A 24734-nucleotide genomic window follows, 5' to 3' on the forward strand; every position below is an offset into this window, starting at 1 on the left:
CACACTCACTATTCAGCAAAAACTAGCTTTTCTACATCTTCATAAGTAGTAGCAAAATGTATTTTCATCTCTTTTGCTATCTCTGCTGGAATTTCATCTTTATCTATTCTATTATCTTCAGGTAAGATTACCTCTTTTATACCTGCTCTATGAGCTCCTATAACCTTCTCTTTAACTCCTCCAATAGCTAAAACCTCTCCTGTAATTGTAATCTCTCCAGTCATAGCTATATCTTGTCTTATCTTTCTACCAGTAAGCACAGATATTATAGCAGAAGTTATAGTTATTCCTGCTGATGGACCATCTTTTGGTGTAGCTCCCTCTGGGAAGTGTAAGTGAATTGCTTTTTTCTCAAAGAAATCCTCTTGAAGTGGCTTATATTTATCTATATTTGCTTTAACAAAAGTGTAAGCAACTTGAGCAGATTCCTTCATAACATTTCCTAAAGTTCCTGTTAAAGAGATCTCTCCTTTTCCTGGGATAGCAACTCCTTGAACCTCTAAAGTTACTCCTCCTACAGCTGTCCATGCAAGTCCATTTACAACTCCAACTTTAGGTTCTTTCTCTTTTTGTTTCTCAGGTCTAAATTTAGGTTTTCCTAAATATTTTTCAAGAGTATTTGTCTTAACAATTATTTTTTTCTTTTTATCCTCTACAACCTCTCTAGCTGCTTTTCTACATAGAGTGATAATCTCTCTTTTTAGATTTCTAACTCCAGCTTCTCTTGTATACTCATCTATAATTTTTAAAATTACATTATCAGATAGAGAAAGTTCTACATTTTTAAGACCATTTTCCTCTTTAGCTTGCTTAATTAAGTAGTTTTTAGCTATATGTAATTTTTCAAACTCTGTGTAAGAAGATATATTTACTATCTCCATTCTATCTCTTAAAGGTGCTGATATTGTTCTTAAATCATTAGCAGTCGCCACAAAGAATACCTTTGATAAATCAAATGGCATATCTACATAGTGATCTTCAAAATGGCTGTTTTGCTCTGGATCTAGAACCTCTAGCATAGCTGAAGATGGATCTCCTTTATAATCATTAGACATTTTATCAATCTCATCTAATAATATAACTGGATTTTTTGTTCCAGCTTCTTTTATAGCTTTAATAAGTTTCCCTGGCATAGATCCTATATAAGTTCTTCTATGTCCTCTTATCTCAGCTTCATCTCTTACTCCTCCAAGAGATACTCTTACAAATTTTCTTCCCATAGCATCAGCTATTGATCTAACAAGAGAGGTTTTTCCTATTCCTGGTGGTCCTGCAAGACAAAGAATACTTCCTTTCATATTAGGATTTAATTTCTTAACTGCTAAGAAATCCAACACTTTATTTTTTGCATCCTTTAATCCATAGTGATCTCTCTCTAATATTTCACTAGCTTTTTTTAGATCAACTATATCCTTTGTTGTTTTATCCCAAGGAAGCTCTATTATAGTTTCAATATAGTTTCTTGATACTGTAGCTTCGGCAGAGAATGGTGGCATCTTAGATAACTTCTTCATCTCACTATCTATTTTAGCCTTAACATCTTTAGGTAACTTTGCCTTCTTTACTTTCTCTACTAATTCAAGTATATCATCATCTTGAGAATAGTCGCCTAACTCTTCTTTCATAGCATTGATTTTCTCTTTTATAAAGTAATTCTTTTGAGCTTCATTCATCTTTGCCTTTACTTTATCATCAATTTTTTTCTCAAGAGAAGCTATCTCCATCTCTGTAGTTAAAAGCTCTAGTATCTTTATCCCTCTTTCACTAACATCTAAAACTTCTAAAAGCTCCTGTTTCTTATCACTTTTTAGAGGAAGATTCGCAGATATAATATCCATAGCACTATTTACATTTTTTATCCCTTTTAAGTTTACTAAAAGTTCTGAAGATACTTTTCCTGTTATTCCAACATATTTTTCAAATACTCCTAAAACTTTTCTATAAATAGCCTCAGCCTCTTTTGTTGTTCCGTTTATACATTTTAGTACTTTATACTCTGCTTTATATATATCCTCTTCAATAGTAGCACTCTCAATCTCTACTCTATCTTCAGCTTCTACTAATACTTTAATATTATTATTTGGCATCTTTACTATTTGTAATATATTAGCAACAACACCAATATTATTTATATCCTTCGATAAATCTGGTTCCTCTTTAGAAGCATCTTTTTGCATTCCAAGTACAAGTTTTCCCTTTGTACTTACTGCTGCTTCTAGCGTATTAATACTTTTTAGTCTACCTACATAAAGAGGGGTTACTATCCCTGGGAATATTATAAGATCCCTAGTAGGTAAAAAGAATGTTTTACTCATTAGTTGTCCCTCCATCTATTCTTTTTCTATAATAGCTTTACTTGAATCAAGAACTGCTTCTTCTCCTATTACTACCTTTTGAATAGTTTCATCTGATGGTACTTCATACATTAACTCTAACATTGTTTGCTCTATTATAGCTCTTAATCCTCTAGCACCTATTCTTCTTTCTAATGCAAGTTTAGCTATCTTTCTTAATGCTTCTGGTGTAAACTCTAATTCTACTCCCTCTATATCAAATAGTTTTTTATACTGTTTGATAATTGCATTTTTAGGTTCTATTAAAATTTTAATTAATGCTTCTTCATCTAAATCTTGAAGTGTAGTTATTATAGGTAATCTTCCTACAAGCTCAGGTATAATTCCCTGTCTTACTAAGTCTTCAGGTAAAACTTTAGCAAATACTTCTCCTACTCTCTCCTCTTTTTCTTTAGATATTTCTGCACCAAATCCTATAACTTTTTTATTTGTTCTAGATTTTATAACTTTTTCTAATCCCTCAAAAGCTCCTCCTACAATAAATAGGATATTACTTGTGTCTATCTCTATTAGCTCTTGATTTGGATGTTTTCTTCCACCTTGAGGTGGAACTTGTGATTTAGTTCCCTCTATTATTTTCAATAAAGCTTGTTGAACTCCTTCACCAGATACATCTCTTGTTATAGAAACATTTTCTGATTTTCTAGCAATTTTATCTATCTCATCTATGTAGATTATTCCCTTCTCTGCTGCCTCAACATCATAATCCGCTGCTTGTAAAAGTCTTACTAGTACATTCTCTACGTCATCTCCTACATAACCAGCTTCAGTTAATGTTGTCGCATCAGCTATTGCAAAAGGAACTTTTAAACTTCTTGCTAAAGTCTGAGCAAGAAGAGTTTTTCCAGACCCAGTAGGCCCTATTAATAAAACATTTGATTTTTGTAATTCTACTGCATTCTCATCTGTTCTCTCTGCATTATCTAAAATTCTTTTATAGTGGTTGTAAACAGCTACTGCAAGTATTTTTTTTGTCTCATCTTGCCCTATTACATACTCATCTAATCTCTCTTTTATCTCTTTTGGTGTAAGTAAAGTTTCCTCTGATAACTCACCTGGAAGAGCCACTTTTACATGCTCCTTTGATAATTCCAGTATATTAAAGCAACTTTCTATACATCTATCACATATAAGTGCTCCATCTATTCCACTAAATAGCTTTGAAACCTCATTTTCACTACTTCCGCAGAAAGAACATCTAGCTCTTTTACTCATCTTTTTTCTCCTTTCTACTTCTTAAATACTTGGTCTATTAAACCATATTCTACTGCCTCTTGAGCTGACATATAGTTATCTCTTTCAGTATCTCTTAAAATCTCTTCAACTGATTTTCCACTTACATCAGCTAAAATTTGAGATAGCATCTCTTTCATTCTTAAAATCTCTTTAGCTTGTATCTCTATATCTGTAGCTTGTCCTCTAGCCCCTCCTAATGGTTGGTGTATCATAATTCTAGAGTGCTCTAATGCAAATCTTTTTCCCTTTGCTCCAGCTGATAGAAGAAGTGCTCCCATACTTGCTGCTTGACCTATACATACAGTTTGTACATCTGGTTTAATATAGTTCATAGTATCATATATTGCCATTCCCGCAGTTACTACTCCTCCAGGACTATTTATATACATGATTATATCCTTCTCTGGATCTTCAGCTTCTAAAAATAGAAGTTGAGCCACTATTGCATTGGCAACATTATCATCTATCTCTGTACCCAAAAATATTATTCTATCTTTTAGTAATCTTGAATATATATCGTAGGCTCTCTCTGACCTACCATTATTCTCTATAACAGTTGGATTATACATATCTACCTCCTTAAATAAATAATTCAAAAATATCTTTATACTTCTCAATTATTTACTTAAAAAATCTAGATTATTTTAAGGGTATAGGAAGCAGAATTCTGCTTCCTATACTTTTAATAACTATTTTGCATTATTTACTATTACATCAATAGCTTTTTGCATTAAGCATTCACCTTTAACTGTCATTCTGAAGTTATCATAGTTTTTATGCTTATTTAATTCCTCTTCTAATTTAGCTAAATCCATTCCATACATTTTAGCTATTTCAGTCATTTTTTCTTTTATTTCATCTTCTGAAACTTCTATTCCTTCAGCTTTTGCTATTGCTTCAAGTATTAAATCAGCTTTTACTTTTGCAGCTGCCATTGGAGCTATTTGAGCTTCTAATTTAGCTCTGTTCATTCCTGTCATTTGCATATACATATCGAATCCGATACCTTGAGCTGCTAATTGTTGTTCCATTTCAGCTATTCTAGCTCTTACTTCATTAGCTATCATAGATACTGGTACTTCTACAGTACTTGTTGATGAAACTTTATCTAATAACTTTCCAATGTACTGATTTTTTACTCTTTCTTCTTCTCTTGTTTTGATTCTTTCTTCTGTTTTAGCTTTCATATCTGCAACATTTTCAAATCCAAACTCTTTTGCTAACTCATCGTTTAATTCAGGAGTTACTAATTTTTTTATGCTGTTTACTTTTACTTTGAATACAGCAGGTTTTCCAGCTAAATTAGCTGCGTGATACTCAGCTGGGAAAGTTACATTTACTTCTCCCTCTTGTCCAGCTTCATATCCTACTAATTGATCTTCAAAAGTATCTATGAACATTTTAGATCCTAATTTTAATACGTGAGAGTCTGATTTTCCACCTTCGAATGCTACACCATCTACAAATCCTTCAAATGCTAAATCTACTGTATCTCCCATTTGAGCTTTGTATCCAGGTTCTGTTTCTTCTAATCTAGATTTGCTGTTTACCATCATAGTTATTTCAGCATCTAATTTTTCTGGAGTCATTTCGAAAGTTTCTTTTTCAACTTCTAATCCTTTATATTCTCCTAAAGTTACTTCTGGATATACATCTACTGTGAAAGTTACGTCGAACTCTTCTCCTAAGTTAGATTTTACACTGTTAATATAGCTGATAGGCATAATATTTTCAGCTTTTATTACTTCTTCATAATATTTATGTAATACTTTATCTGTTACTTCTTCTTTTACTGCATCTTTAAATTGAGTTTCTACAGTACTTACAGGTACATGTCCTTTTCTGAATCCAGGTACTTCTACCTTTTTAGATAGTTGTTTTAAAACCTCTTCTTTAACTGGTTTTACTTCTTCAGCAGTAAGACAAATTTTGATCTCAACTGCAGAGTTTGCAATTTTTTTTAATTCGTGTTTCATTTTTCCTCCTTAAATCTATTTAGTAAAAATTTCATAGAAATCATCTTTTATTTTTATATCTTTTATCCTTATTTGGATAATCTCTTCACCTTTATATATAACCTTTTCTAGATAATATACTATATCAAACTTTTGTATTTTTGCTTCTAACTCATTTATCTTATGTCCCATATCAAAGGCTACCATATGATAACCTCTTCCATTTTTCTTGATAATTCCATTAAAATGTCTATCATTAACTCCAAACTTTTTAATATGGTCAAAAGAAAGATTTTTGTCTATAAAAAGTGGGTGAGGATTATCTAATCCAAATGGTGCTAAACTCTCCATTGCTTCAAATACTCTATTATCTACCTGTTCAACTGGTAGTTCCATATCTATCTTTAAAGCTTTTTTCTCTTGTTCAGCCTTTATCTCATCAATATTCTCTTTAAATATTCTTTCAACATCTTTAAGATTTTCCTGTTTAACTATAAATCCAGAGGCTAAGTCATGTCCTCCAAAACGCACAAGCTTATCTCTCATAGTATGAAAAATATTAAATACACTGACACCTTTTATACTTCTACATGAAGCTTTTCCAATATTATCTCTTAACGCTACTAAAGCTATTGGCATATTATACTTTACACTAAGCCTTGATGATACAACACCGATTACTCCAGGATGCCATTTTTTAGAATATAAAAAAGCACATCTCAAACTTTTTTTATCCATTTTTTTTATTTTATGGTCAGCCTCTTCATATATAGCTTTTTCTAATTCTCTTCTTTTTTTATTAGATTTTTTCATCTCCTCAATGATGTTATATATTTCAAATTCATCATTTTTTAAAAAGAAATCAGCTCCCATTTTAGATATACCAATTCTTCCCAAAGAATTAATAAGTGGAGAGATAAAGTAACTTACATCTGTTGTATTTATTTCCTTATTTTGAAATTTTAAATATTTTAAAAGATACATTAAGCCCTTAACCTTTGTATTTCTAAGAACCTTTAATCCCTCTTTTATTATTATTCTATTTTCATCAACCATCGGAACAACATCTGCTACAGTTCCTATCATTACTATATCCATATATTGATATAGCTTTTCTTTATCAGCATTTAATTTTTTATATACACCTTGTGCTACTTTCAAAGCAACACCAGCTCCAGATAAATACTTAAACTCATAAGTTTCACTCAGTTTTGGATTCAGTAAAAGTAACTCATCATCCTCCTTATCCTTAGTAGATTTGTGATGATCAGTTACAATTACATCTATTCCTAAACTTTCAGCGTATCTTACATCCTCTATAGAGTTTACGCCTGTATCTACTGTTATTACTAATTTACAGCCTCTTTTTTTCATGAAGTCTATGGCTTTTTTGTCCAAGCCATATCCCTCTTCCATCCTATTAGGGATATAGTAATCTACTTCTATTCCTATCTCACTAAATACCTTTACTAAAAAAACTGCTGCTGTGATACCATCAACATCATAATCTCCATAGATAAATATTTTTTCTTTTTTTTCTCTTTTTTCCAATATTTTATCTACTACACTTGTCATTTTTTCAAACTTAAAAGGATCTCTAAAATCAGAAATTTTAGGATTAATAAATTCATCAACACCTTTTTCATCTGAAAATCCTCTATTTAATAATAAGGTAGTTAGTAGTTTATCTTTTTTCCATTGTATAGCTTTAGTATCAATTAGAGATTGAGGTAGTGAACTATATTCCCATTGCATTATATCACTATCCTTTTAAGTCATTTAAAAGTTTTGATATTTTTATTGCATGCTCAATAGAATCATCTAGTTTAACTCTTATTTCTGGTATATATCTTATCTCTATTTCTTCAGCTACTCTTTTTCTTAGATACCCTTTTATTTGATTTAATCCTTCTAAAACAGTTTCTTTATCAACTGCTTTTTCACCATTCATCTGTCCAGACATTATACTAAAGTATACATCTGCAAATTTTAAATCCTCTGTTACTCTTATATTTGTAACAGAAACCAATCCTCTTATTTTAGGATTTTTTATCTCTTCAAATAGAACTTGAGATATTACTCTACTCATCTCTTTTTCTATTCCTGCTAATCTTTGTCTTTTCATAAAATAGTCACTCCTTCATATCTTAAAGATTATTTTAGAGTTCTTTTTACCTCTTGCATTTCGAAAGCTTCTACTATATCTCCATCTTTGATATCATTAAAGTTTTCAATTCCAAGTCCACACTCTTGACCTGCAACAACCTCTTTTGCATCATCTTTAAATCTCTTAAGTGATGCAAGTTTTCCTTCGTACATTACGATTCCATTTCTAAGTAATCTGATGTTAGCGTCATTTCTTACTTTTCCGTCAACAACTACACAACCAGCAACATTTCCAACTTTAGAAACTTTAAACACTTTTTTGATCTCAATTCTTCCTAAATAGATCTCTCTGTATTCTGGATCTAGCATACCAGTTAGAGCTTTTTCTATATCCTCAGTAATGTGGTAAATTATGTTAGAAGTTCTAATCTCTACTCCATTAGCTTCTGCTTCTTTGATAGCTTTTGTCGTAGGTCTTACATTAAATCCTATTATGATTGCATTAGATACCTCTGCAAGTTTTACGTCACTTTCTGTAATAGCCCCTGATGCAGCTTGAATAATATTTACTGCAACTTCATTAGTTGAAAGTTTTAATAAAGATTCTCTTAAAGCATCTACCGAACCTCTAGAATCTGCTCTTAATACAAGATTTAACTCTTTTAAATTTTCATTATCAAATTGCTCAGATAGAGACTCAAGAGTTATAGTTTTCTTACTTATTTCAGATAATTTTCTCTCTTTAGCTACCTCTTCTACAATTCTTTTTGCATGTTGTTCATTTTGGATTACATACATAGTATCTCCAGCTTGAGGTACTTGGTTAAATCCAATTATTTCAGCTGGTTGAGAAAGTTCTACTCTATCAACTCTCTCTCCTCTATCGTTTACTAGAGCTCTTACTTTTCCATAAGTTTCTCCAGCTACTATTACATCTCCTATTTTTAATGTTCCCTCTTGAACAAGTATATCTGCTATTGGTCCTACTTTAGGGTCAAGTCTTGACTCTAATACTACCCCTTTAGCTCTTTTCTTAGGGTTAGCTTTTAACTCTAATATTTCAGCTGTTATTAATATTGTATCTAAAAGATCATCTAAATGTAATTTTTGTTTAGCTGATACCTCTACAAACTCAGTTTCTCCTCCCCATTCTACTGAAACAAGTCCATGTTCCATTAGCTCTTGTTTTACTCTCATTGGGTTAGCTTCTGGTTTATCTATTTTATTTACAGCTACAATTATTGGTACATTTGCTGCTTTAGCATGTGATAATGCTTCTATTGTTTGAGGCATTACTCCATCATCTGCAGCAACAACTAATATAGCTATATCAGTTACTTGCGCTCCTCTTGCTCTCATATCCGTAAAAGCTTCGTGTCCAGGAGTATCTACGAAAGTTATTTTCTTTCCATTTTTAACTATTTGATAAGCTCCTATTTTTTGAGTGATTCCTCCAGCTTCTCCATCAACTACATTACTTGCTCTGATAGCATCAAGTAAAGATGTTTTTCCATGGTCAACGTGTCCCATAATTGTAATTACAGGTGGTCTCTCTTGTAAATCTTCCTCTCTATCCTCTACTTCAAGAGCAAATTTTTCTCCAAACTCTAATTCTATCTCTTCCTCTTGTTCTACTAACGCATCATAGTCCATAGCTATCTCTTCTACTGTTTCTATTGATAGAGGACTATTTATTGTTAACATCTGTCCTTTTAAGAAAAGTTTCTTTATTATTTCTGAGCTTGATACTCCTAATCTTTCAGCAAAATCTCCAAGAGTTATCTCTCCTCTTATTTTAATTATTTTCATTCCATCTTCTTCGATAGTTTCAGATCCTGCTGCTTCAACAGTTTTCATAACGAAATCTGTTCTTCTACCTTTTTTCTTTTTATTTTTTTTACTTTTCTCTTCATCATTTCCATCAAATGATTCTTTTTTGTTTACATGTTTTTTGTTATTTTTCTTTCCTTTTCTTGAAGTCATTTCCTCTTCAAAAATTTCATCTTCTTCTAAAAGTTTCTTATTCAAAGCTACTCCTTTTTCCTCTTTCACAATCTCTTTTGGGGCAGTCATATTTTCAAAATACTCTTTTACCCTCTCAACATCACTATCATCTAAACCAGAAAGGTTCGATGCAACATCCAAATTTATCTCATCTCTTAGTAAATTTAAAAAATCTTTACTATTCATTCTATACTCTTTTGCTAACTCATGTACTCTCTTTTTCATTAAGATACCTCCTAAATTATAGGTTAATCTATGAGTCCACGGGCCATCTTCTTACTTTTTACAGCAATTACACTAACTTCATCTTTACCAAAGACTTCACCAAGTTGATTTTTACTACCAAAATACACAAATTTTATATTTAACTCTTTCGCTTTAGTTAGTAGCTTTCTCTCATTTTTTTCGCTTATATCCTCTGCTAAGACTAAAAAATGTGTATGTTCAATATCTTCTAAAACCATATTCATTCCAAAAGACAAAGCCTGTGAATTTTTCATTGCCTTCAAAATATTTAAATAGTCCTTTTCACCTTTTTTCAATAGATTTAACATTTTCATTAAATCATCTGTACTCATTTTTATTTTTTTATGCTTAGCTAATCTCTTTAAGCACTCATGAGATTTACAAACATAGTATCCTCTACTTTGTGCCCTTTGTTTTTCATCAAAACTATACTTATCTTCACCCTGTTTTACCAGTCTAAATAGATCCTTCTTCTCTTTTTTCTCTCTACATATAAGACAAGTTCTCTCATGAATAATAGCAGTTTCCAACTTATTCTCCCTCTTTAATACTATCTGCAGTTTTTATATCTACTCTCATTCCAGTTAGTTTTGCTGCAAGTCTTGCATTTTGTCCATTCTTTCCTATTGCTAATGAAAGTTGTGAACTATCTACAATTACTCTTGCTGTATTTTCTTCCTCTTCTACTTCTACACTTACAACTTTTGCTGGACTTAAAACAGCTGATACAAACTCTTCAACTGATTCTTTCCAAATAACTATATCAATTTTTTCTCCATTTAACTCATTAACTATATTTTTTATTCTAAGACCTTTTTGTCCGATACAAGCTCCTACAGTATCGATATTAGGGTCTTGTGAATAAACTGCAACTTTTGCTCTTGATCCAGCTTCTCTAGCTACAGCTTTTATCTCAATAAGTCCTGAAGTTATTTCTGGAATCTCTAATTCAAATAATTTTCTTAATAATCCCTCATGTTTTCTAGAGATAACTATTTTAGGGAATTTATTTGTTTTTTCAACCTCAGCTAAATAAACCTTAATTCTTTCTCCAACTCTATATGTATCAGCTGGTGATTGCTCGATAGGTGGTAATATAGCCTCTATTCCATCGAATTCAATAAATACATTTTTTCTCTCATCAATTCTTCTAATGATTCCATTTATGATATCATGTTCTTTTATTTTAAATCTATCATAAATATACTCTCTTTCAGCTTCTCTTACTTTTTGGATAACTATTTGCTTTCCATTTTGAATAGCGTTTCTTCTAAACTCTTCACAGTTTACCTCTATTCTGATAACATCTCCTATTTTTACTCTCTTTTTAATCTCTAGAGCATCATCATAGGCAATTTCAACAGCAGCATCATATAGGTCTTCAGTAGGAACAACAGTTTTTACTTCATAGATTTTTACATCCCCAGTTTCTCTGTCAATCTCTACTTCTACATTTTCCTCTTCTCCATAGTTCTTTTTATAAGCAGCTAATAAAGCTTGCTCAACAGTTAAAAGAAGATTTTCTTTGCTTATACCTTTTTCTTTTTCTAACTCTTCCAAAGCCTCTAAAAATATTTTAGCGTCTTTACTCTTCATTTATTTCCCTCCTGAAACTTCTTCTAAATTTCATCAAATTCATAAACAATATTTGCTTTTCTAATTTCTGAAAAAGGAATTTCTACTATTTCTCCCTCTTCAACTTCTAAGTAGATTGTATTATCTTTGCATTCTGTTAAAACTCCCTCAAAGTTTTTCTTATCTTCAAGTTTATGTTTTAAACTTACTTTTATCTTTTCTCCCTTAAATCTTATAAAGTCCTCTATTTTCTTTAAAGGTCTCTCTATACCTGGAGAAGAAACCTCTAGGAAAAATCTTTGGTCTATTAATCTGTCTACATCTTCATCTATTTTATTACTTATAGTTGCACACTCTTCTAGTGTTATTTCACCATTTAAATTCTCTACATAGATTCTAACATACCAGTAACCACCATCTTGCATATATTCGATATCAACTAAAGATAGATTCATCTCTTGAACAACTGGTGTAACTATCTCTTCTATCTTTTTTATTATTCTTTCTTGATTATCAATTTTTTCCATATTTTCACCTCTTTTCTAAAATCTTACTACTAAAGAGGGAGTGGACAAAAAATCCACTCCCTTTTAAACTAGCATACTACTTTATTCAAGTTATTATACCATACCTTTTTAAAAAAATCAATTATTTATCAGAATTTCTCTAACTCATCCCTCGTTTTTCTTTAAATTTTTTATTAAATCCTTTGATCTGTTTTTCTCTATTCAATATATTAAATTAAGCTCCTATATATTTAACATTCATTTTTTATATAATAGTTGATTTTTATATTTTTTGTAGTATATTATTATCAAAGGTTTAAATTTAATACATTTATTTGGAAAATTAGGAGGTTTTTTCTATGAATAAAAATGGAAAAAAAGTTGTAATTGGAGTTATTGGTTCAGACTGTCATGCTGTCGGGAATAAAATAATTCATCACGTTTTAGAAGCAAATGGATTTGATGTTATAAATATTGGAGTTCTTTCTCCTCAAGCTGATTTTATAAATGCTGCTGTTGAAACAGATGCAGATGCTATAATTGTTTCTTCTCTATACGGGCATGGAGAATTAGATTGTCAAGGTATGAGAGAAAAATGTAAAGAAGCTGGCCTTGATAATATCTTGCTATATGTTGGTGGAAATATAGTAGTCGGAAAACAAGTTTGGGAAGATGTAGAGAAAAGATTCAAAGCAATGGGATTTGATAGAGTATACAAACCTGGAACTCCTATTGAAGAAACAACCGAAGATCTAAAAAAAGACCTCGGTATCAATTAATTTAAATTAAAAAAGAGAGTTGATAACTATGAATGCTTATTTAGCTATAGATTTTGGAAGCACTTATACTAAACTAACTGCTATTGATTTAGATAATGAAACTATTTTAGCTACTGCTAAAGATATTACTACTGTTGAAGATGATATAATGATAGGATTTAATAAAGCCTTTGAAAATTTAAAGATTGAGATTAACAAAAAAATAGATTTTAATAAAGTTAATTTTGTCAATAAGACAGCTTGTTCCTCTGCAGCAGGTGGTTTAAAAATGATAGCTATAGGATTGGTTCCAGAACTCACGGCAGAAGCTGCAAAAAAAGCTGCTTTGGGAGCAGGAGCTAGAGTTATCAAAACCTACGCTTATGAACTTAATCATCGAGAACTTGAAGAGATAAAAAATACTCCTTTGGATATTATTTTACTTGCTGGTGGAACTGATGGTGGAAATAAAGATTGTATTATTCACAACGCTGAAATGTTAGCTGAATTTAAAATAGATGTTCCTGTTGTAGTTGCTGGAAATAAAGCTGCCATAGATGAGGTTGAAAACATTTTAAAAAATGCTAATATAGATTATTACATTACTGATAACGTAATGCCTTTTATTAATAAGCTCAATGTTGAACCTTCAAGAGAGGAAATAAGAAAAGTTTTTATGAATAAAATTGTAGAAGCTAAAGGAATGAAAAAAGCTGAAGAATTTATTCAAGGTATTCTTATGCCTACTCCTGCTTCTGTTCTCAAAGCCTCAGAAATTCTAGCAATTGGAACTGATGAAGAAGACGGATTAGGAGATCTTATAGTCGTTGATATCGGTGGAGCTACAACTGATATACACTCTATTGCTAAGGGAGAGCCTACCAAACCCTCTGTTATAATAAAAGGTTTAGAAGAACCCTATGCTAAAAGAACTGTAGAGGGTGATTTAGGAATGAGATACTCCGCTTTAGCTCTTTTAGAAGCTGCTGGAACAAAAACGATTCGGAACTATTTACATGATTCTTTAAAACAGATTGACATTAAATCTCAATGCCTTTATAGACATAATAATATAAAGATGGTTCCACAAACTGAAGATGAGATAAAATTTGATGAAGCTATGGCTAAAGCAGCTACAGAGTTAGCAATGACTCGCCATTGTGGTGTATTAGAGTGTGTATATACTCCAATGGGAACTATGTTTAATCAAAATGGAAAAGATTTAACAGAAACGCCTTATGTTATTGGAACTGGAGGAGTTATTATTCACAGTTTAAATCCTCACGAGATTTTAAAAGCAGGTAATTTTAATCAAGAGGATCCCATTCATCTTAAACCAGTTAATCCAAAATTTTTAATTGATAAAACTTATATTTTATCAGCTATGGGACTTTTAGCCCAAGAATATCCAAATATAGCTATAAGAATAATGAAAAAATTTTTAGTTGAAGCTTAAACTTTATTTAAAGAATATTTAAGGAGGATTAATTATATATGAAACTTAGATTTAAAAAATGGACAGAAGAGGAATTCTTTCAAATGAGAGAAGAGGTTTTAAAAGGTTGGCCTACTGGTAAAGATGTAGACCTTGAAGAGGCTATTAAATACCACAAATCATTACCTGAGTCAAAAAGCTTCTCTAAAAAATTAATAGATGCTAAAAAAGCCGGAATTACTTTAGCACAACCTAGAGCAGGGGTAGCTTTAATTGATCAGCATATTGAGCTTCTAAACTTTCTTGATAAAGAGGGAGGAGCTGATTTATTACCTAGCACTATAGACTCTTATACTAGACAAAATAAGTATGAAAATTGTGAAAAGGGGATAGAGGAATCTATAAAAGCTGGCAGATCACTTCTTAATGGTTTTCCCGGAGTAAATCATGGAGTAGCTGGATGTAGAAAAGTTGTTGAAGCCACTAGCCTTCCGCTTCAATTAAGACATGGAACTCCAGATGCTAGACTTCTTTCAGAAATAATGATTGCTGCTGGATTTACTTCAGATGAGGGAGGAGGAATTAGTTATAACGTTCCCTATGCTAAGTCTGTTTCTTTAGAAAAAACTCTTATTGATTGGCAATATGTAGATAGACTTGTTGGATGGTATGAAGAGCATGGAGTTTCTATAAACAGAGAACCTTTTGGACCTTTAACTGGTACTTTAGTTCCACCTTCAATGTCCAATGCTGTTGGAATCTTGGAAGGATTAATGGCTGCTGAACAAGGGGTTAAAAATCTCACTTTAGGTTATGGTCAATGTGGAAACCTAATTCAAGACGTGGCTGCAATAAGAGCTCTTGAAACTCAAGCTGAAGATTATTTTAAAAAATTTGGATATAACGATATCCAATTGACTACTGTATTCCACCAATGGATGGGTGGTTTCCCTGAAGATGAAGCTAAAGCCTTCGGTGTTATCTCTAACGGAGCCTCAGCTGCTGCCTTAGCTGGAGCTACTAAAGTTATTGTTAAAACTCCTCACGAGGCTATTGGAGTTCCTACAAAAGAGGCTAATGCTGCTGGTATTAGAGCTACAAAAATGGTTTTAAATCTACTTAAAGGACAAAAATTATCTACCTCTCCAGAATTAGAAAAAGAGATTGAAATAATCAAAGCTGAAACTAAATGTATTTTAGATAAAGTATATGAGCTTGGAAATGGAGATTGGGCTATCGGTATAGTAAAAGCCTTTGAACAAGGTGTTCTTGATGTTCCGTTTGCCCCATCAATCTATAATGCCGGTAAAATGATGCCAGCTAGAGATAATGTTGGTAAAGTTAGATATCTTGCTGTAGGAAATGTTCCACTTAGTAAGGAGTTAGTTGATTACAATATGGCTCAATTAGAGGAAAGAGCTAAATTTGAAGGAAGACCTGTAACTTTCCAAATGACTGTAGATGATATTTTTGCAGTTGGAAAAGGAACTTTAATTGGAAGACCAGAAAATAAATAATTGTTATTTTTAATTATAATATTTAAGAAATTTAGGTTAAAAATTAGGAGGAATATATTATGAAAATTGTAGATGTAGTTTGCTCAGCAGGAAAAACAGGATTCTATTTCGATGACCAAAGAGCTATAAAAGCTGGAGCTGGACATGATGGAATGTTTTATTTAGGAAAATCAGTCACTCCAGGATTTGAAACTATTAGACAATCTGGTGAATCTATCTCTGTTCAATTAATATTAGAAGATGGACAGGTTGCTTTTGGAGACTGTGCTGCCGTTCAATATTCAGGTGCTGGTGGAAGAGATCCTCTATTTTTAGCAAAGGATTTTATTCCAGTTATCGAAAAGAATATAGCTCCAAAATTGATAGGAAGAGATTTAGATAATTTTAAGACTTTAGCTGAAGAGTTTGATTCGATGCAAATTGAGGGTAAAAGATTACATACAGCTATAAGATATGGAATTACTCAAGCTCTATTAGATGCCGTTGCTAAAGCAAGAAAAGTTACTATGGCTGAGGTAATTCAAAAAGATTATAATACTGGAATTGAAATTTCAAAAAGACCAATATTTACTCAATCTGGTGATGATAGATATATTAATGCAGATAAGATGATAATCAAAGGAGCTGATGTCCTTCCTCATGCTTTAATTAACAATGTTAAAGAAAAATTGGGAGAACGTGGTGAAATTTTATTTGACTATGTTAAATGGCTTAGAGATAGAATCCTATCAAAAAGAGTAAATTCTGAATACTATCCTATATTCCACATTGATGTATATGGAACTATTGGAGCAGCATTTGACTGCGATACAGCAAAAATGGCTGATTACATATCTACATTAGTTGAAGCAGCAAAACCTTTCAAGTTAAGAATAGAAGGTCCTATGGATGTTGAAGACAGAGATAAACAGATTGAAGCTTTAGCGGCTCTAACAACTGAAGTAGACAAAAGAGGAATCGAAGTTGAACTTGTAGCAGACGAATGGTGTAACACTTTAGAAGATATTAAACTTTTTGCTGATAAAAAAGCTGGTCATGTAGTTCAAATTAAGACTCCAGATCTAGGGGGAGTTAATAATATTGCTGATGCTATTCTTTACTGTAATAAAGTAGGAATAGGTTCTTATTGCGGAGGAACTTGTAACGAAACAAATAGATCTGCTGAGGTTACAACAAATATTGCAATGGCCTGTGGAGCACTTCAAGTTTTAGCTAAACCAGGAATGGGTGTTGATGAAGGGTTTATGATAGTATTTAATGAAATGGCTAGAGTTGAAGCCTTAGTTAACAGAAGAAAAAATAGATAATTTAATAACCTTAGGATAAAGTGACTGTTGTTAAAATACAACAGCCACTTTTCCTTTAATTTTTAAAGAGGGTGAAATATATGACGTTAAAAAAAGCTACTAAATGTGGGACACTAGAATCAAATGATATATTCTTAATTCTTACCCCCACAAATGATGGTATAGAGATAGATTTAGAAAGTACTGTCCAAAAACAATTTGGTGAACATATAAAAGAATTGATAAAAAGCAAATTGCTAGAGCTAGGAATTGATAGTGTACATGTACAAGCTCAAGATAAAGGGGCTCTTGATTATACTATAAGGGCTAGAGTTGAAGCTGCTGTTATAAGAGGTTTATAATATATTCTTAAGATAAGAGGTGTATTTATAGTGAAATTAAGAAGAACTATGTTATTTATGCCAGGAAATAATCCTGGTATGTTACAAACAGCAGCTGTATTTGGTTCAGATGCTGTGATATTTGATTTAGAAGATGCTGTTGCTTTAACTGAAAAAGATGCAGCTAGAATATTAGTAAGTGAAGCTTTAAAAAATATAGAATATAATGATGTTGAAGTTGTTGTTAGAATAAATCCTTTGGCTACACCTTTTGCTAATAAAGATATTGAGGTTATTGCTAGACTCAAACCAGATGCTATTCTTTTACCAAAATCTTGTCCTGAAGATATAGCTGAATTGGATAAAAGATTAAATGCAATAGAAGAAGAAGAGGGCTTTGAAGCTGGAAGCATAAAAATTCACCCATTAGTTGAAACAACTTATGGAGTTGAAAAAGTATATGAAACTATTAAAGCTAGTCCAAGAGTTATCTCTGTTTTACTTGGAGGAGAGGATTTAGCTGTAGATTTGGGTGTAAAAAGAACTAAAAATTCCGACGAACTTCTTTATGCTAGAACTAAAATTATAAATGCTTGTAAAGCTTGTAAAGTAGATGCAATTGATACTCCTTTCACTGACACGAACGATTATGAAGGGTTGATGGCTGATACATTAAAAGCTAAAATGCTTGGTTTTACAGGTAAACTAAGCATAAATCCTAGACAAATAGACACCATACATAGAGCCTACACTCCATCAAATGATGAAATCAATCATGCTTTAAGAGTTATGGCGGCAAAAGATGAAGCGGATAAACAAGGACTTGGTGTCTTCTCTTTAGATGGTAAAATGGTTGATCTTCCTATCATTAACAGAGCTATCCATACTTTAGACATGGCAAGACTAATGGGACTTATTGATTAATTATTAAGGCGAGGTGTTTTTAAATGAAAAATATATTAGGAAGAGAGATTCCTGATTTTATAGAGGGATATGGTAAGGTCACTCATTACAATGGTTATCTTGCTAATAAAATGGGAACTATAAAAAAAGATTTTAATTTTAAATCTATTAATCCCTATGATAATAAACTATATACTGATATTTCAAAGTTAATGGATGTTCTTCCACTCAAAGATGGAATGACACTCTCTTTTCATCATCACCTAAGAAATGGTGACTACGTTTTAAATTTTGTTATGAAAGAAATTGCTCAAAGAGGATATAAAAATATCACTATAGTTGCTAGCTCAATATTTCCTTGTCATAAACCTATTGTTGAATATATTGAAAAAGGAGTTATTACACAAATTTATGCTGGCTATATATCTGGACCTGTGGCACAGGCTATTTCTGAAGGTAAACTTCAAAAGCCCGCTATCATGCACACCCATGGAGGACGTGCTAGATTGATGGAGACAGGAGAAGTAAAAGTAGACATTGCTTTTGTTGCAGCTCCTACCTCTGATGAATATGGAAATATCAATGGAGTTGAAGGAAAATCAGCTTGTGGTGCTTTAGGATATGCTCACTCTGATGTTGAAAATGCTCATTTAGTTGTGGCTATTACTGATAATCTTGTTTCTTTCCCAAATCCAATAATAGAGATAAATCAAACTTTGATTGATTATGTTTTGGTTGTAGAAGCTATTGGAGATCCTAAAGGAATTGTATCTGGAACTACACAGATAACTAAAAACCCAATTGGTTTAAAAGTTGCTAACTTAACAGCTAAATTTATTGAACAATCCGGCTACCTAAAAGATGGAGTAAGCTTTCAAACTGGTGCTGGTGGAATATCTTTAGCTGTTGCTGCTGAAGTTAAAAATTTAATGAAAAACAAGAATATAGTTGGTAGTTTCGCTGCTGGAGGAATTACTGGATATATTGTTGATATGTATAAAGAAGGGCTTTTTAAAGCTTTATTCGATGTTCAATGCTTTGATTTAGAGGCAATAAAGTCAGCTAAAGAAAATCCTAATCATATAAAAATGTCAGCTTCAATGTATGCTAACTGCAATAATAAAGGAGCTGTTGTAAACAAACTCGATATTGTTATCTTAGGTGCTACAGAGATAGATACAGCTTTTAATGTTAATGTTACTACAGGTTCTGATGGTATTATCATGGGTGGATCTGGTGGACATAGTGATACTGCTGCTGGCTCTAAACTTTGCATCATTGTTTCTCAATTAGTAAATGCCAGAATATCTGTTCTTAAAGAAAAAATAACTACTATTACAACTCCTGGTGAAACTGTAGATGTCCTAGTAACTGAAAGAGGAATCGCTATAAATCCTTTAAGAGAAGATTTAATTGAAAAATTTAAAAACTCTAATCTTCCTATTAGGACAATTGAAGAGTTAAAAGAGATTGCTGAAAAAATGACTGGAAAAGAAAAACCTATTGAATTTGAAGAGAAAATAGTAGCTATTGTACAATATCGGGATGGTTCTGTTGTAGATGTAGTAAAACAGATAAAAAAATAATCTTTCTTAATATTTCTCAAAAAATATAAATTTTTTCTATTGACAAAATTTATAAATAATCTTAAAATGTCTCTTGGACAAAATTTTTATAGATTTAAAGGAGAAATATTAAAATGAATCAAAATAATCATGTTAAAATTGAAGTTGCAGATCCTTCTGCACTAGGACTTTTAGGACTTGCTATTGTTACTTTAGTAGCTTCAGCTAGTAAATTTGGAATTATTAGTAGTGTATCTTTAGTTATTCCTTGGGCAATTTTCTTAGGAGCTTTTGTACAATTAATCGCATGTTTAAACGATATTAAACATGGAAATGTATTTGGAACAACTGCTTTTGGTGGATATGCTTTCTTCTGGTTTGGAATGGCTATGAGTTGGATGATTCAACTTGGTGTATTTGGAGAAGCTATGAGAGCTGCTGCAGATCCTAAAACTTTTGGATTTGCATTTATAGGTTACTTAATCTTTACTCTATATATGACAATCGGAGCTGTTGAAACTAATAAGACACTACTTGTTATATTTATACTAATTGATTTCCTATTTATTGGACTAGCTCTTTCATCTTTTGGAATAGCTTACCACTTTACTCACTTTTTAGCTGCTCTAGCTGAGTTATTAATAGCTTTAGTTTCATTTTATGCTTCAGCAGCAAATGTTTTAAATAAGACATTTGGTAGAGAGTTTTTACCTCTAGGTAAACCACTTGGAATATTTAAAAATCACGCAAAATAAATTTTTGTCAACTTATTTTCATACTAATTTCAGAAAATAAATTATTGACTTTTTTAGTATTAAATGATATAATTTCATGGAAATTTAAAATGTTAACCATCAAGAGAGATTGAGGGACTGGCCCTATGACATCTCAGCAACCTGCTTTTCAAAAGTGTGGTGCTAACTCCTGATAGATGGATGAAAACTTGGACTTGATTTATGAGCCCTTCATCTATCTAGGTGAAGGGATTTTTTATTAATATTTTTGTTAAAATTTTAGGAGGATAATAAACAAATGAAAAATTTAACTTATTTTACATCTGAATTCGTATCACCTGGACATCCTGATAAAGTATCTGACCAAATATCTGATGCTGTATTAGATGCTTGTCTTGCTGATGACCCTAATTCTAGAGTAGCTTGTGAAGTTTTCTGTACTACTGGGCAAGTTATCGTTGGAGGAGAGATTACTACTTCTACTTACATTGATATCCAAGATATCGTTAGAAGAAAAATTGATGAAATTGGATATAGAGAAGGTATGGGATTTGACTCTAACTGTGGAGTATTAAATGCTATACATGCTCAATCACCTGATATCGCTATGGGAGTAGATGTTGGTGGAGCTGGAGACCAAGGAATAATGTTTGGTGGAGCTGTTAAAGAAACTCCTGAACTTATGCCATTAGCTCTAGTATTAGCAAGAGAAATATTAGTAAAACTTACTAAAATGACTAGAAGTAAAGAGTTAGTTTGGGCTAGACCTGATGCTAAAGCTCAAGTAACATTAGCTTATGATGAAAATGGAAAAATAGATCACGTTGATACAATAGTATTATCAGTACAACACAATCCAGATGTAACACAAGAACAAATAAAAGCTGATGTAAAAGAAAGAGTAATAAAACCAGTATTAGAAGCATATAACTTAAATCCAGCTGATGTAAAAAAATATCATATCAACCCAACAGGAAGATTTGTTATAGGAGGACCTCACGGAGATACTGGGCTTACAGGAAGAAAGATAATAGTAGATACTTATGGTGGATACTTTAGACATGGTGGAGGAGCTTTCTCAGGAAAAGACCCTTCAAAAGTGGATAGATCAGCAGCTTATGCAGCAAGATGGGTAGCAAAAAATATAGTAGCGGCAGATTTAGCATATAAATGTGAAGTTCAACTATCATATGCAATAGGAGTAGTAGAGCCAACATCTGTAAAAGTAGATACATTTGGAACAGGAAAAGTAAGTGAGATAGAACTTGCTGAAGCAGTTAAAAAGGTATTTGATTTAACACCTAGAGGAATAGAAAGATCACTAGAATTAAGAAGTGGAAAATTCAAATATCAAGATTTAGCAGCATTTGGACATATTGGAAGAACTGATTTAGATATTCCTTGGGAAAAAACAAATAAAGTTGAAGAATTAAAAGCTGCATTAAATAAATAATATATTTTAAAGAAGTTATAAGATTATGTACTATATTTTTATAACTTCTTTTTTTCTTTCATAAAATTAAAAATATTTTTTCAAAAAAGTGTTGACTTTTTTATTAAAAAGGTGTATCCTTAACACATAGATTTTAAATTTTATGGAGGCAGATATGAGATTTCACATTTTTGGTTTGACTGCACAATTTAATAATAACAATAATAATATGTCGAGGTTTGGACTTTAAGTAGTATATGTTTTTCTACTTGTGGTACAAATCTTTTTCGAGTTTAACTGATTTGTACCCGACCTTGTTTATAAGCCATTCGGGTACACCGAATGGCTTTTTTATGTAATAAATAACTGTTAAGGAGTGATATATATGACAAAAACTTATGAGTGTAAATTGGATCTATTTGAAACAGAGGTAGCTATAAAAAAAGTTAAAGACTTTTTTGAAAGAGCTTTAGCTTATGAATTAAATTTAACTAGGGTATCTGCACCACTTTATGTAAGAAAATCTTCTGGGCTAAATGACGATTTAAGTGGAATTGAGAGACCTGTTAACTTCGATACTCACTGGGATAGAGATGAAGAGTATCAAATTATACATTCATTAGCAAAATGGAAAAGAATGGCTCTTAAAAGATATAAATTCCCTGTACATACTGGACTTTATACAGATATGAATGCAATTAGAAGAGATGAGGATTTAGATAATATTCACTCTATGTATGTTGACCAATGGGACTGGGAGCTTATTATAAATAAAGAAGAGAGAACAACTGAAACTCTTAAAGCTATTGTTAAAGATATCTATAAAGCACTTAGAAAAACAGAGGAGTTCATCAATAGAGAATATCCTGTATTTACAACAAAGCTACCAGAAGATATTTTCTTCATAACTTCTCAAGAGTTAGAAGATGCTTATCCTGAACTTACAGCAAAGCAAAGAGAAAATGAGATCTGTAGAGTGCACAAGGCAGTATTTATTTCTCAAATTGGTAAAACTTTAAGATCAGGTAAAAAACATGATGGAAGAGCTCCAGACTATGATGACTGGGAATTAAACGGAGATATATTAGTATGGAACCCTGTACTAGAACAAGGATTTGAACTTTCATCTATGGGAATTAGAGTAAGTGAGGAGAGCTTACAACTTCAATTAAAACTTGATGGTAAAGAGGAGAGAAAAGAACTTCCTTTCCATAAATCACTTTTAGCTAAAAAGCTTCCATATACAGTTGGAGGAGGAATCGGGCAATCTAGAATCTGTATGTTCTTCCTTGAAAAACTTCATATCGGAGAAGTACAAGCTTCTATTTGGCCAGAAGAAATGGTTGAAAAATTTGCTAAAATTGGAGCTCATTTCCTATAAGAATTTCTAAATGACTGCTCAGCTGTGCTGAGCAGTTTTTTTAAAATCAAAATATACCTAAATGATTACTTATTTTCTTGTATTCTCTTTAAAAATTCTCATAATATTAGTTGCAGTAAATATTCCAACAGCCATAGCTCCTGCTATAATAAATGTACTTATTCCCTTTTCTAGTGCTAATGGATAATTCTTATTTATAAGGTTATACATCATATAATATATTCCTCCTCCTGGTGCAAGGGGGATAAGAGCAGCTATTAGTATAGTTGTAACTGGAGTTTTCAATTTTCTTGCTACTATCTCCGAATACATTGATAAACATAGAGTAGCTAAAAAATAATTTGGTCCATCTGTCAATCCATAATTTTTTCCTAAAAGGTATACAGCCCAACTTATTCCTCCTGCTATTCCCGTATGAAATAGATTTCTATTTCTAATATTAAACATTATTCCAAAACCAATAGTAGTTATTATTGATGCAACTATCTGTACTATCCAATTACTAAAATAGATATCTATCATATTGTTCCTCCTAATTTTAAGAAAATATTAAGTGCTACCCCTGAACCAACTGCAATAGAGGTTCCTATCATTACTACTTCCATCAGTCTTGACATTCCTGTAACCAAATCTCCGGCAAATATATCTCTCATAGAGTTAATAAAAGCCACCCCTGGAACCAATATCATCAAAGTTGAGATAATTGTAATCGAAGCATCCGAGGTAAAACCTGTATGGTAAAAAAAATAAGCTGCTACTGTTGCCATAAATCCACACAATAAATTAGTAAAAAAAGTTCCTAAGTTTAATTTATCTGATATTTTTGAAAAAATTGCTACAACCAATCCAGATAAAAAAGAAGCTATAAAATCATTCATATTTCCAAGAAAAAGTATTGAGAAAAAAGAGGCTCCTATACAATTCCCAGCAGTATTTAATATAAAGGAGTACGGTGCTTCTCTTCGTATCTCTTGTAATTTTTCTTCTAAAATTTCTACATCATAATTCTCAATATTTTTAATTAAAGAGAAAACCTTATATACCTTATCTAAATTAGTACTTCTTGATTTTACTCTTCTTACTAAAGATATTATCTCCCCATTAGAATTCTCTAATGTTATAATTATACAAGTAAGAGTAGCAAAACATTGAGGATAAAATCCAAAATACTCTGCCACCGTACACACACTATTCTCTACTCTATATACTTCTGAACCACTCTCTAAAAGGGCTTCTCCCACATCACCAGCAAGGTTTAATACCCTATACTCAAATTGTTTTTCCATAGTTAACTCCTCTTTAATAATTTATCCAATTGATTATATCATAGGATATTTAGAAATAAAAGATAGTTTATATAAAAAAAGAAGTTGCTGTAAATTATAGTTACAACAACCTCT

The 24734-nt window shown here is 31.7% G+C and carries 22 protein-coding genes and 1 riboswitch; of the genes, 10 read left to right on the plus strand and 12 right to left on the minus strand.

Features of this window, described 5'->3' with window-relative positions:
• Positions 1–8: 8 nt before the first annotated feature.
• The 10 genes from lon to IAA47_07050 all read right to left on the minus strand — a co-directional run bounded on the left by lon (position 9) and on the right by IAA47_07050 (position 11994).
• Positions 9–2315: an endopeptidase La gene (gene lon / locus IAA47_07005; GenBank protein ID MBU3842711.1), complete on the minus strand. Its 2307-nt coding sequence runs from the start codon at positions 2313–2315 to the stop codon at positions 9–11.
• A 15-nt stretch (positions 2316–2330) separates the two neighbouring features.
• Complete coding sequence (clpX, locus tag IAA47_07010; protein MBU3842712.1) at positions 2331–3569, minus strand: ATP-dependent Clp protease ATP-binding subunit ClpX; 1239 nt, start codon at positions 3567–3569, stop codon at positions 2331–2333.
• 14 nt (positions 3570–3583) lie between these two features.
• Positions 3584–4159, minus strand: coding sequence for an ATP-dependent Clp endopeptidase proteolytic subunit ClpP (gene clpP, locus IAA47_07015; protein MBU3842713.1), 576 nt, complete (start codon positions 4157–4159; stop codon positions 3584–3586).
• A 120-nt stretch (positions 4160–4279) separates the two neighbouring features.
• Positions 4280–5566, minus strand: coding sequence for a trigger factor (gene tig / locus IAA47_07020; protein MBU3842714.1), 1287 nt, complete (start codon positions 5564–5566; stop codon positions 4280–4282).
• A 15-nt stretch (positions 5567–5581) separates the two neighbouring features.
• Entirely contained in the window at positions 5582–7249 is a 1668-nt protein-coding gene (gene recJ, locus IAA47_07025) for a single-stranded-DNA-specific exonuclease RecJ (GenBank protein MBU3842715.1), read from the minus strand.
• Between the two features lie 58 nt (positions 7250–7307).
• Positions 7308–7670, minus strand: coding sequence for a 30S ribosome-binding factor RbfA (rbfA, locus tag IAA47_07030; protein ID MBU3842716.1), 363 nt, complete (start codon positions 7668–7670; stop codon positions 7308–7310).
• A gap of 29 nt (positions 7671–7699) precedes the next feature.
• Entirely contained in the window at positions 7700–9880 is a 2181-nt protein-coding gene (gene infB, locus IAA47_07035; protein MBU3842717.1) for a translation initiation factor IF-2, read from the minus strand.
• A gap of 23 nt (positions 9881–9903) precedes the next feature.
• Entirely contained in the window at positions 9904–10419 is a 516-nt protein-coding gene (locus IAA47_07040) for a DUF448 domain-containing protein (GenBank protein ID MBU3842718.1), read from the minus strand.
• Positions 10420–10432: 13 nt separating this feature from the next.
• Positions 10433–11497 carry a transcription termination factor NusA gene (gene nusA / locus IAA47_07045; GenBank protein ID MBU3842719.1) on the minus strand — a complete coding sequence of 355 codons (1065 nt, stop codon included), beginning with the start codon at positions 11495–11497 and terminating at the stop codon, positions 10433–10435.
• Positions 11498–11520: 23 nt separating this feature from the next.
• Positions 11521–11994, minus strand: coding sequence for a ribosome maturation factor RimP (locus IAA47_07050; GenBank protein MBU3842720.1), 474 nt, complete (start codon positions 11992–11994; stop codon positions 11521–11523).
• 347 nt (positions 11995–12341) lie between these two features.
• Between IAA47_07050 and IAA47_07055 the strand changes: the two genes are divergently transcribed.
• The 10 genes from IAA47_07055 to asnA all read left to right on the plus strand — a co-directional run bounded on the left by IAA47_07055 (position 12342) and on the right by asnA (position 23334).
• Complete coding sequence (locus IAA47_07055) at positions 12342–12761, plus strand: methylaspartate mutase subunit S (GenBank protein ID MBU3842721.1); 420 nt, start codon at positions 12342–12344, stop codon at positions 12759–12761.
• Positions 12762–12789: 28 nt separating this feature from the next.
• Positions 12790–14196 (plus strand): glutamate mutase L, encoded by a 1407-nt coding sequence (locus tag IAA47_07060; protein ID MBU3842722.1) that lies wholly within the window; start codon positions 12790–12792, stop codon positions 14194–14196.
• A gap of 38 nt (positions 14197–14234) precedes the next feature.
• Positions 14235–15692 carry a methylaspartate mutase subunit E gene (locus IAA47_07065; protein ID MBU3842723.1) on the plus strand — a complete coding sequence of 486 codons (1458 nt, stop codon included), beginning with the start codon at positions 14235–14237 and terminating at the stop codon, positions 15690–15692.
• 59 nt (positions 15693–15751) lie between these two features.
• Complete coding sequence (locus tag IAA47_07070) at positions 15752–16999, plus strand: methylaspartate ammonia-lyase (protein MBU3842724.1); 1248 nt, start codon at positions 15752–15754, stop codon at positions 16997–16999.
• An 80-nt stretch (positions 17000–17079) separates the two neighbouring features.
• Positions 17080–17340: a citrate lyase acyl carrier protein gene (gene citD / locus IAA47_07075; protein MBU3842725.1), complete on the plus strand. Its 261-nt coding sequence runs from the start codon at positions 17080–17082 to the stop codon at positions 17338–17340.
• Between the two features lie 30 nt (positions 17341–17370).
• Positions 17371–18243 carry a CoA ester lyase gene (locus tag IAA47_07080; protein ID MBU3842726.1) on the plus strand — a complete coding sequence of 291 codons (873 nt, stop codon included), beginning with the start codon at positions 17371–17373 and terminating at the stop codon, positions 18241–18243.
• 23 nt (positions 18244–18266) lie between these two features.
• Entirely contained in the window at positions 18267–19808 is a 1542-nt protein-coding gene (gene citF / locus IAA47_07085) for a citrate lyase subunit alpha (GenBank protein ID MBU3842727.1), read from the plus strand.
• Between the two features lie 113 nt (positions 19809–19921).
• Entirely contained in the window at positions 19922–20542 is a 621-nt protein-coding gene (locus tag IAA47_07090) for an acetate uptake transporter (GenBank protein MBU3842728.1), read from the plus strand.
• A 93-nt stretch (positions 20543–20635) separates the two neighbouring features.
• Positions 20636–20725, plus strand: a riboswitch (SAM riboswitch).
• A 94-nt stretch (positions 20726–20819) separates the two neighbouring features.
• Positions 20820–21974 (plus strand): methionine adenosyltransferase, encoded by a 1155-nt coding sequence (gene metK / locus IAA47_07095; protein ID MBU3842729.1) that lies wholly within the window; start codon positions 20820–20822, stop codon positions 21972–21974.
• Positions 21975–22338: 364 nt separating this feature from the next.
• Positions 22339–23334 (plus strand): aspartate--ammonia ligase, encoded by a 996-nt coding sequence (gene asnA / locus IAA47_07100; protein ID MBU3842730.1) that lies wholly within the window; start codon positions 22339–22341, stop codon positions 23332–23334.
• A gap of 69 nt (positions 23335–23403) precedes the next feature.
• Here asnA and IAA47_07105 read toward each other — a convergent pair whose 3' ends face one another.
• Positions 23404–23856, minus strand: a complete 453-nt coding sequence (locus IAA47_07105) for a threonine/serine exporter family protein (GenBank protein ID MBU3842731.1) — start codon at positions 23854–23856, stop codon at positions 23404–23406.
• Positions 23853–24620 carry a threonine/serine exporter family protein gene (locus tag IAA47_07110; protein ID MBU3842732.1) on the minus strand — a complete coding sequence of 256 codons (768 nt, stop codon included), beginning with the start codon at positions 24618–24620 and terminating at the stop codon, positions 23853–23855. Before IAA47_07110 ends, IAA47_07105 begins: the two co-directional genes overlap by 4 nt.
• Positions 24621–24734: the final 114 nt, after the last annotated feature.

This window comes from Candidatus Fusobacterium pullicola (assembly GCA_018883725.1).
Classification (GTDB): domain Bacteria; phylum Fusobacteriota; class Fusobacteriia; order Fusobacteriales; family Fusobacteriaceae; genus Fusobacterium_A; species Fusobacterium_A pullicola.

Excerpts from the sequence above, each read along its gene's own strand:
- clpX (MBU3842712.1), bottom strand. The coding sequence starts at position 3,569 with ATGAGTAAAAGAGCTAGATGTTCTTTCTGCGGAAGTAGTGAAAATGAG.
- citF (MBU3842727.1), top strand. The coding sequence starts at position 18,267 with ATGAAAAATATATTAGGAAGAGAGATTCCTGATTTTATAGAGGGATAT.
- IAA47_07090 (MBU3842728.1), top strand. The coding sequence starts at position 19,922 with ATGAATCAAAATAATCATGTTAAAATTGAAGTTGCAGATCCTTCTGCA.
- IAA47_07105 (MBU3842731.1), bottom strand. The coding sequence starts at position 23,856 with ATGATAGATATCTATTTTAGTAATTGGATAGTACAGATAGTTGCATCA.
- asnA (MBU3842730.1), top strand. The coding sequence starts at position 22,339 with ATGACAAAAACTTATGAGTGTAAATTGGATCTATTTGAAACAGAGGTA.
- infB (MBU3842717.1), bottom strand. The coding sequence starts at position 9,880 with ATGAAAAAGAGAGTACATGAGTTAGCAAAAGAGTATAGAATGAATAGT.
- IAA47_07065 (MBU3842723.1), top strand. The coding sequence starts at position 14,235 with ATGAAACTTAGATTTAAAAAATGGACAGAAGAGGAATTCTTTCAAATG.
- IAA47_07070 (MBU3842724.1), top strand. The coding sequence starts at position 15,752 with ATGAAAATTGTAGATGTAGTTTGCTCAGCAGGAAAAACAGGATTCTAT.
- IAA47_07055 (MBU3842721.1), top strand. The coding sequence starts at position 12,342 with ATGAATAAAAATGGAAAAAAAGTTGTAATTGGAGTTATTGGTTCAGAC.
- rbfA (MBU3842716.1), bottom strand. The coding sequence starts at position 7,670 with ATGAAAAGACAAAGATTAGCAGGAATAGAAAAAGAGATGAGTAGAGTA.
- IAA47_07060 (MBU3842722.1), top strand. The coding sequence starts at position 12,790 with ATGAATGCTTATTTAGCTATAGATTTTGGAAGCACTTATACTAAACTA.
- lon (MBU3842711.1), bottom strand. The coding sequence starts at position 2,315 with ATGAGTAAAACATTCTTTTTACCTACTAGGGATCTTATAATATTCCCA.
- IAA47_07110 (MBU3842732.1), bottom strand. The coding sequence starts at position 24,620 with ATGGAAAAACAATTTGAGTATAGGGTATTAAACCTTGCTGGTGATGTG.
- tig (MBU3842714.1), bottom strand. The coding sequence starts at position 5,566 with ATGAAACACGAATTAAAAAAAATTGCAAACTCTGCAGTTGAGATCAAA.
- metK (MBU3842729.1), top strand. The coding sequence starts at position 20,820 with ATGAAAAATTTAACTTATTTTACATCTGAATTCGTATCACCTGGACAT.
- clpP (MBU3842713.1), bottom strand. The coding sequence starts at position 4,159 with ATGTATAATCCAACTGTTATAGAGAATAATGGTAGGTCAGAGAGAGCC.
- citD (MBU3842725.1), top strand. The coding sequence starts at position 17,080 with ATGACGTTAAAAAAAGCTACTAAATGTGGGACACTAGAATCAAATGAT.
- nusA (MBU3842719.1), bottom strand. The coding sequence starts at position 11,497 with ATGAAGAGTAAAGACGCTAAAATATTTTTAGAGGCTTTGGAAGAGTTA.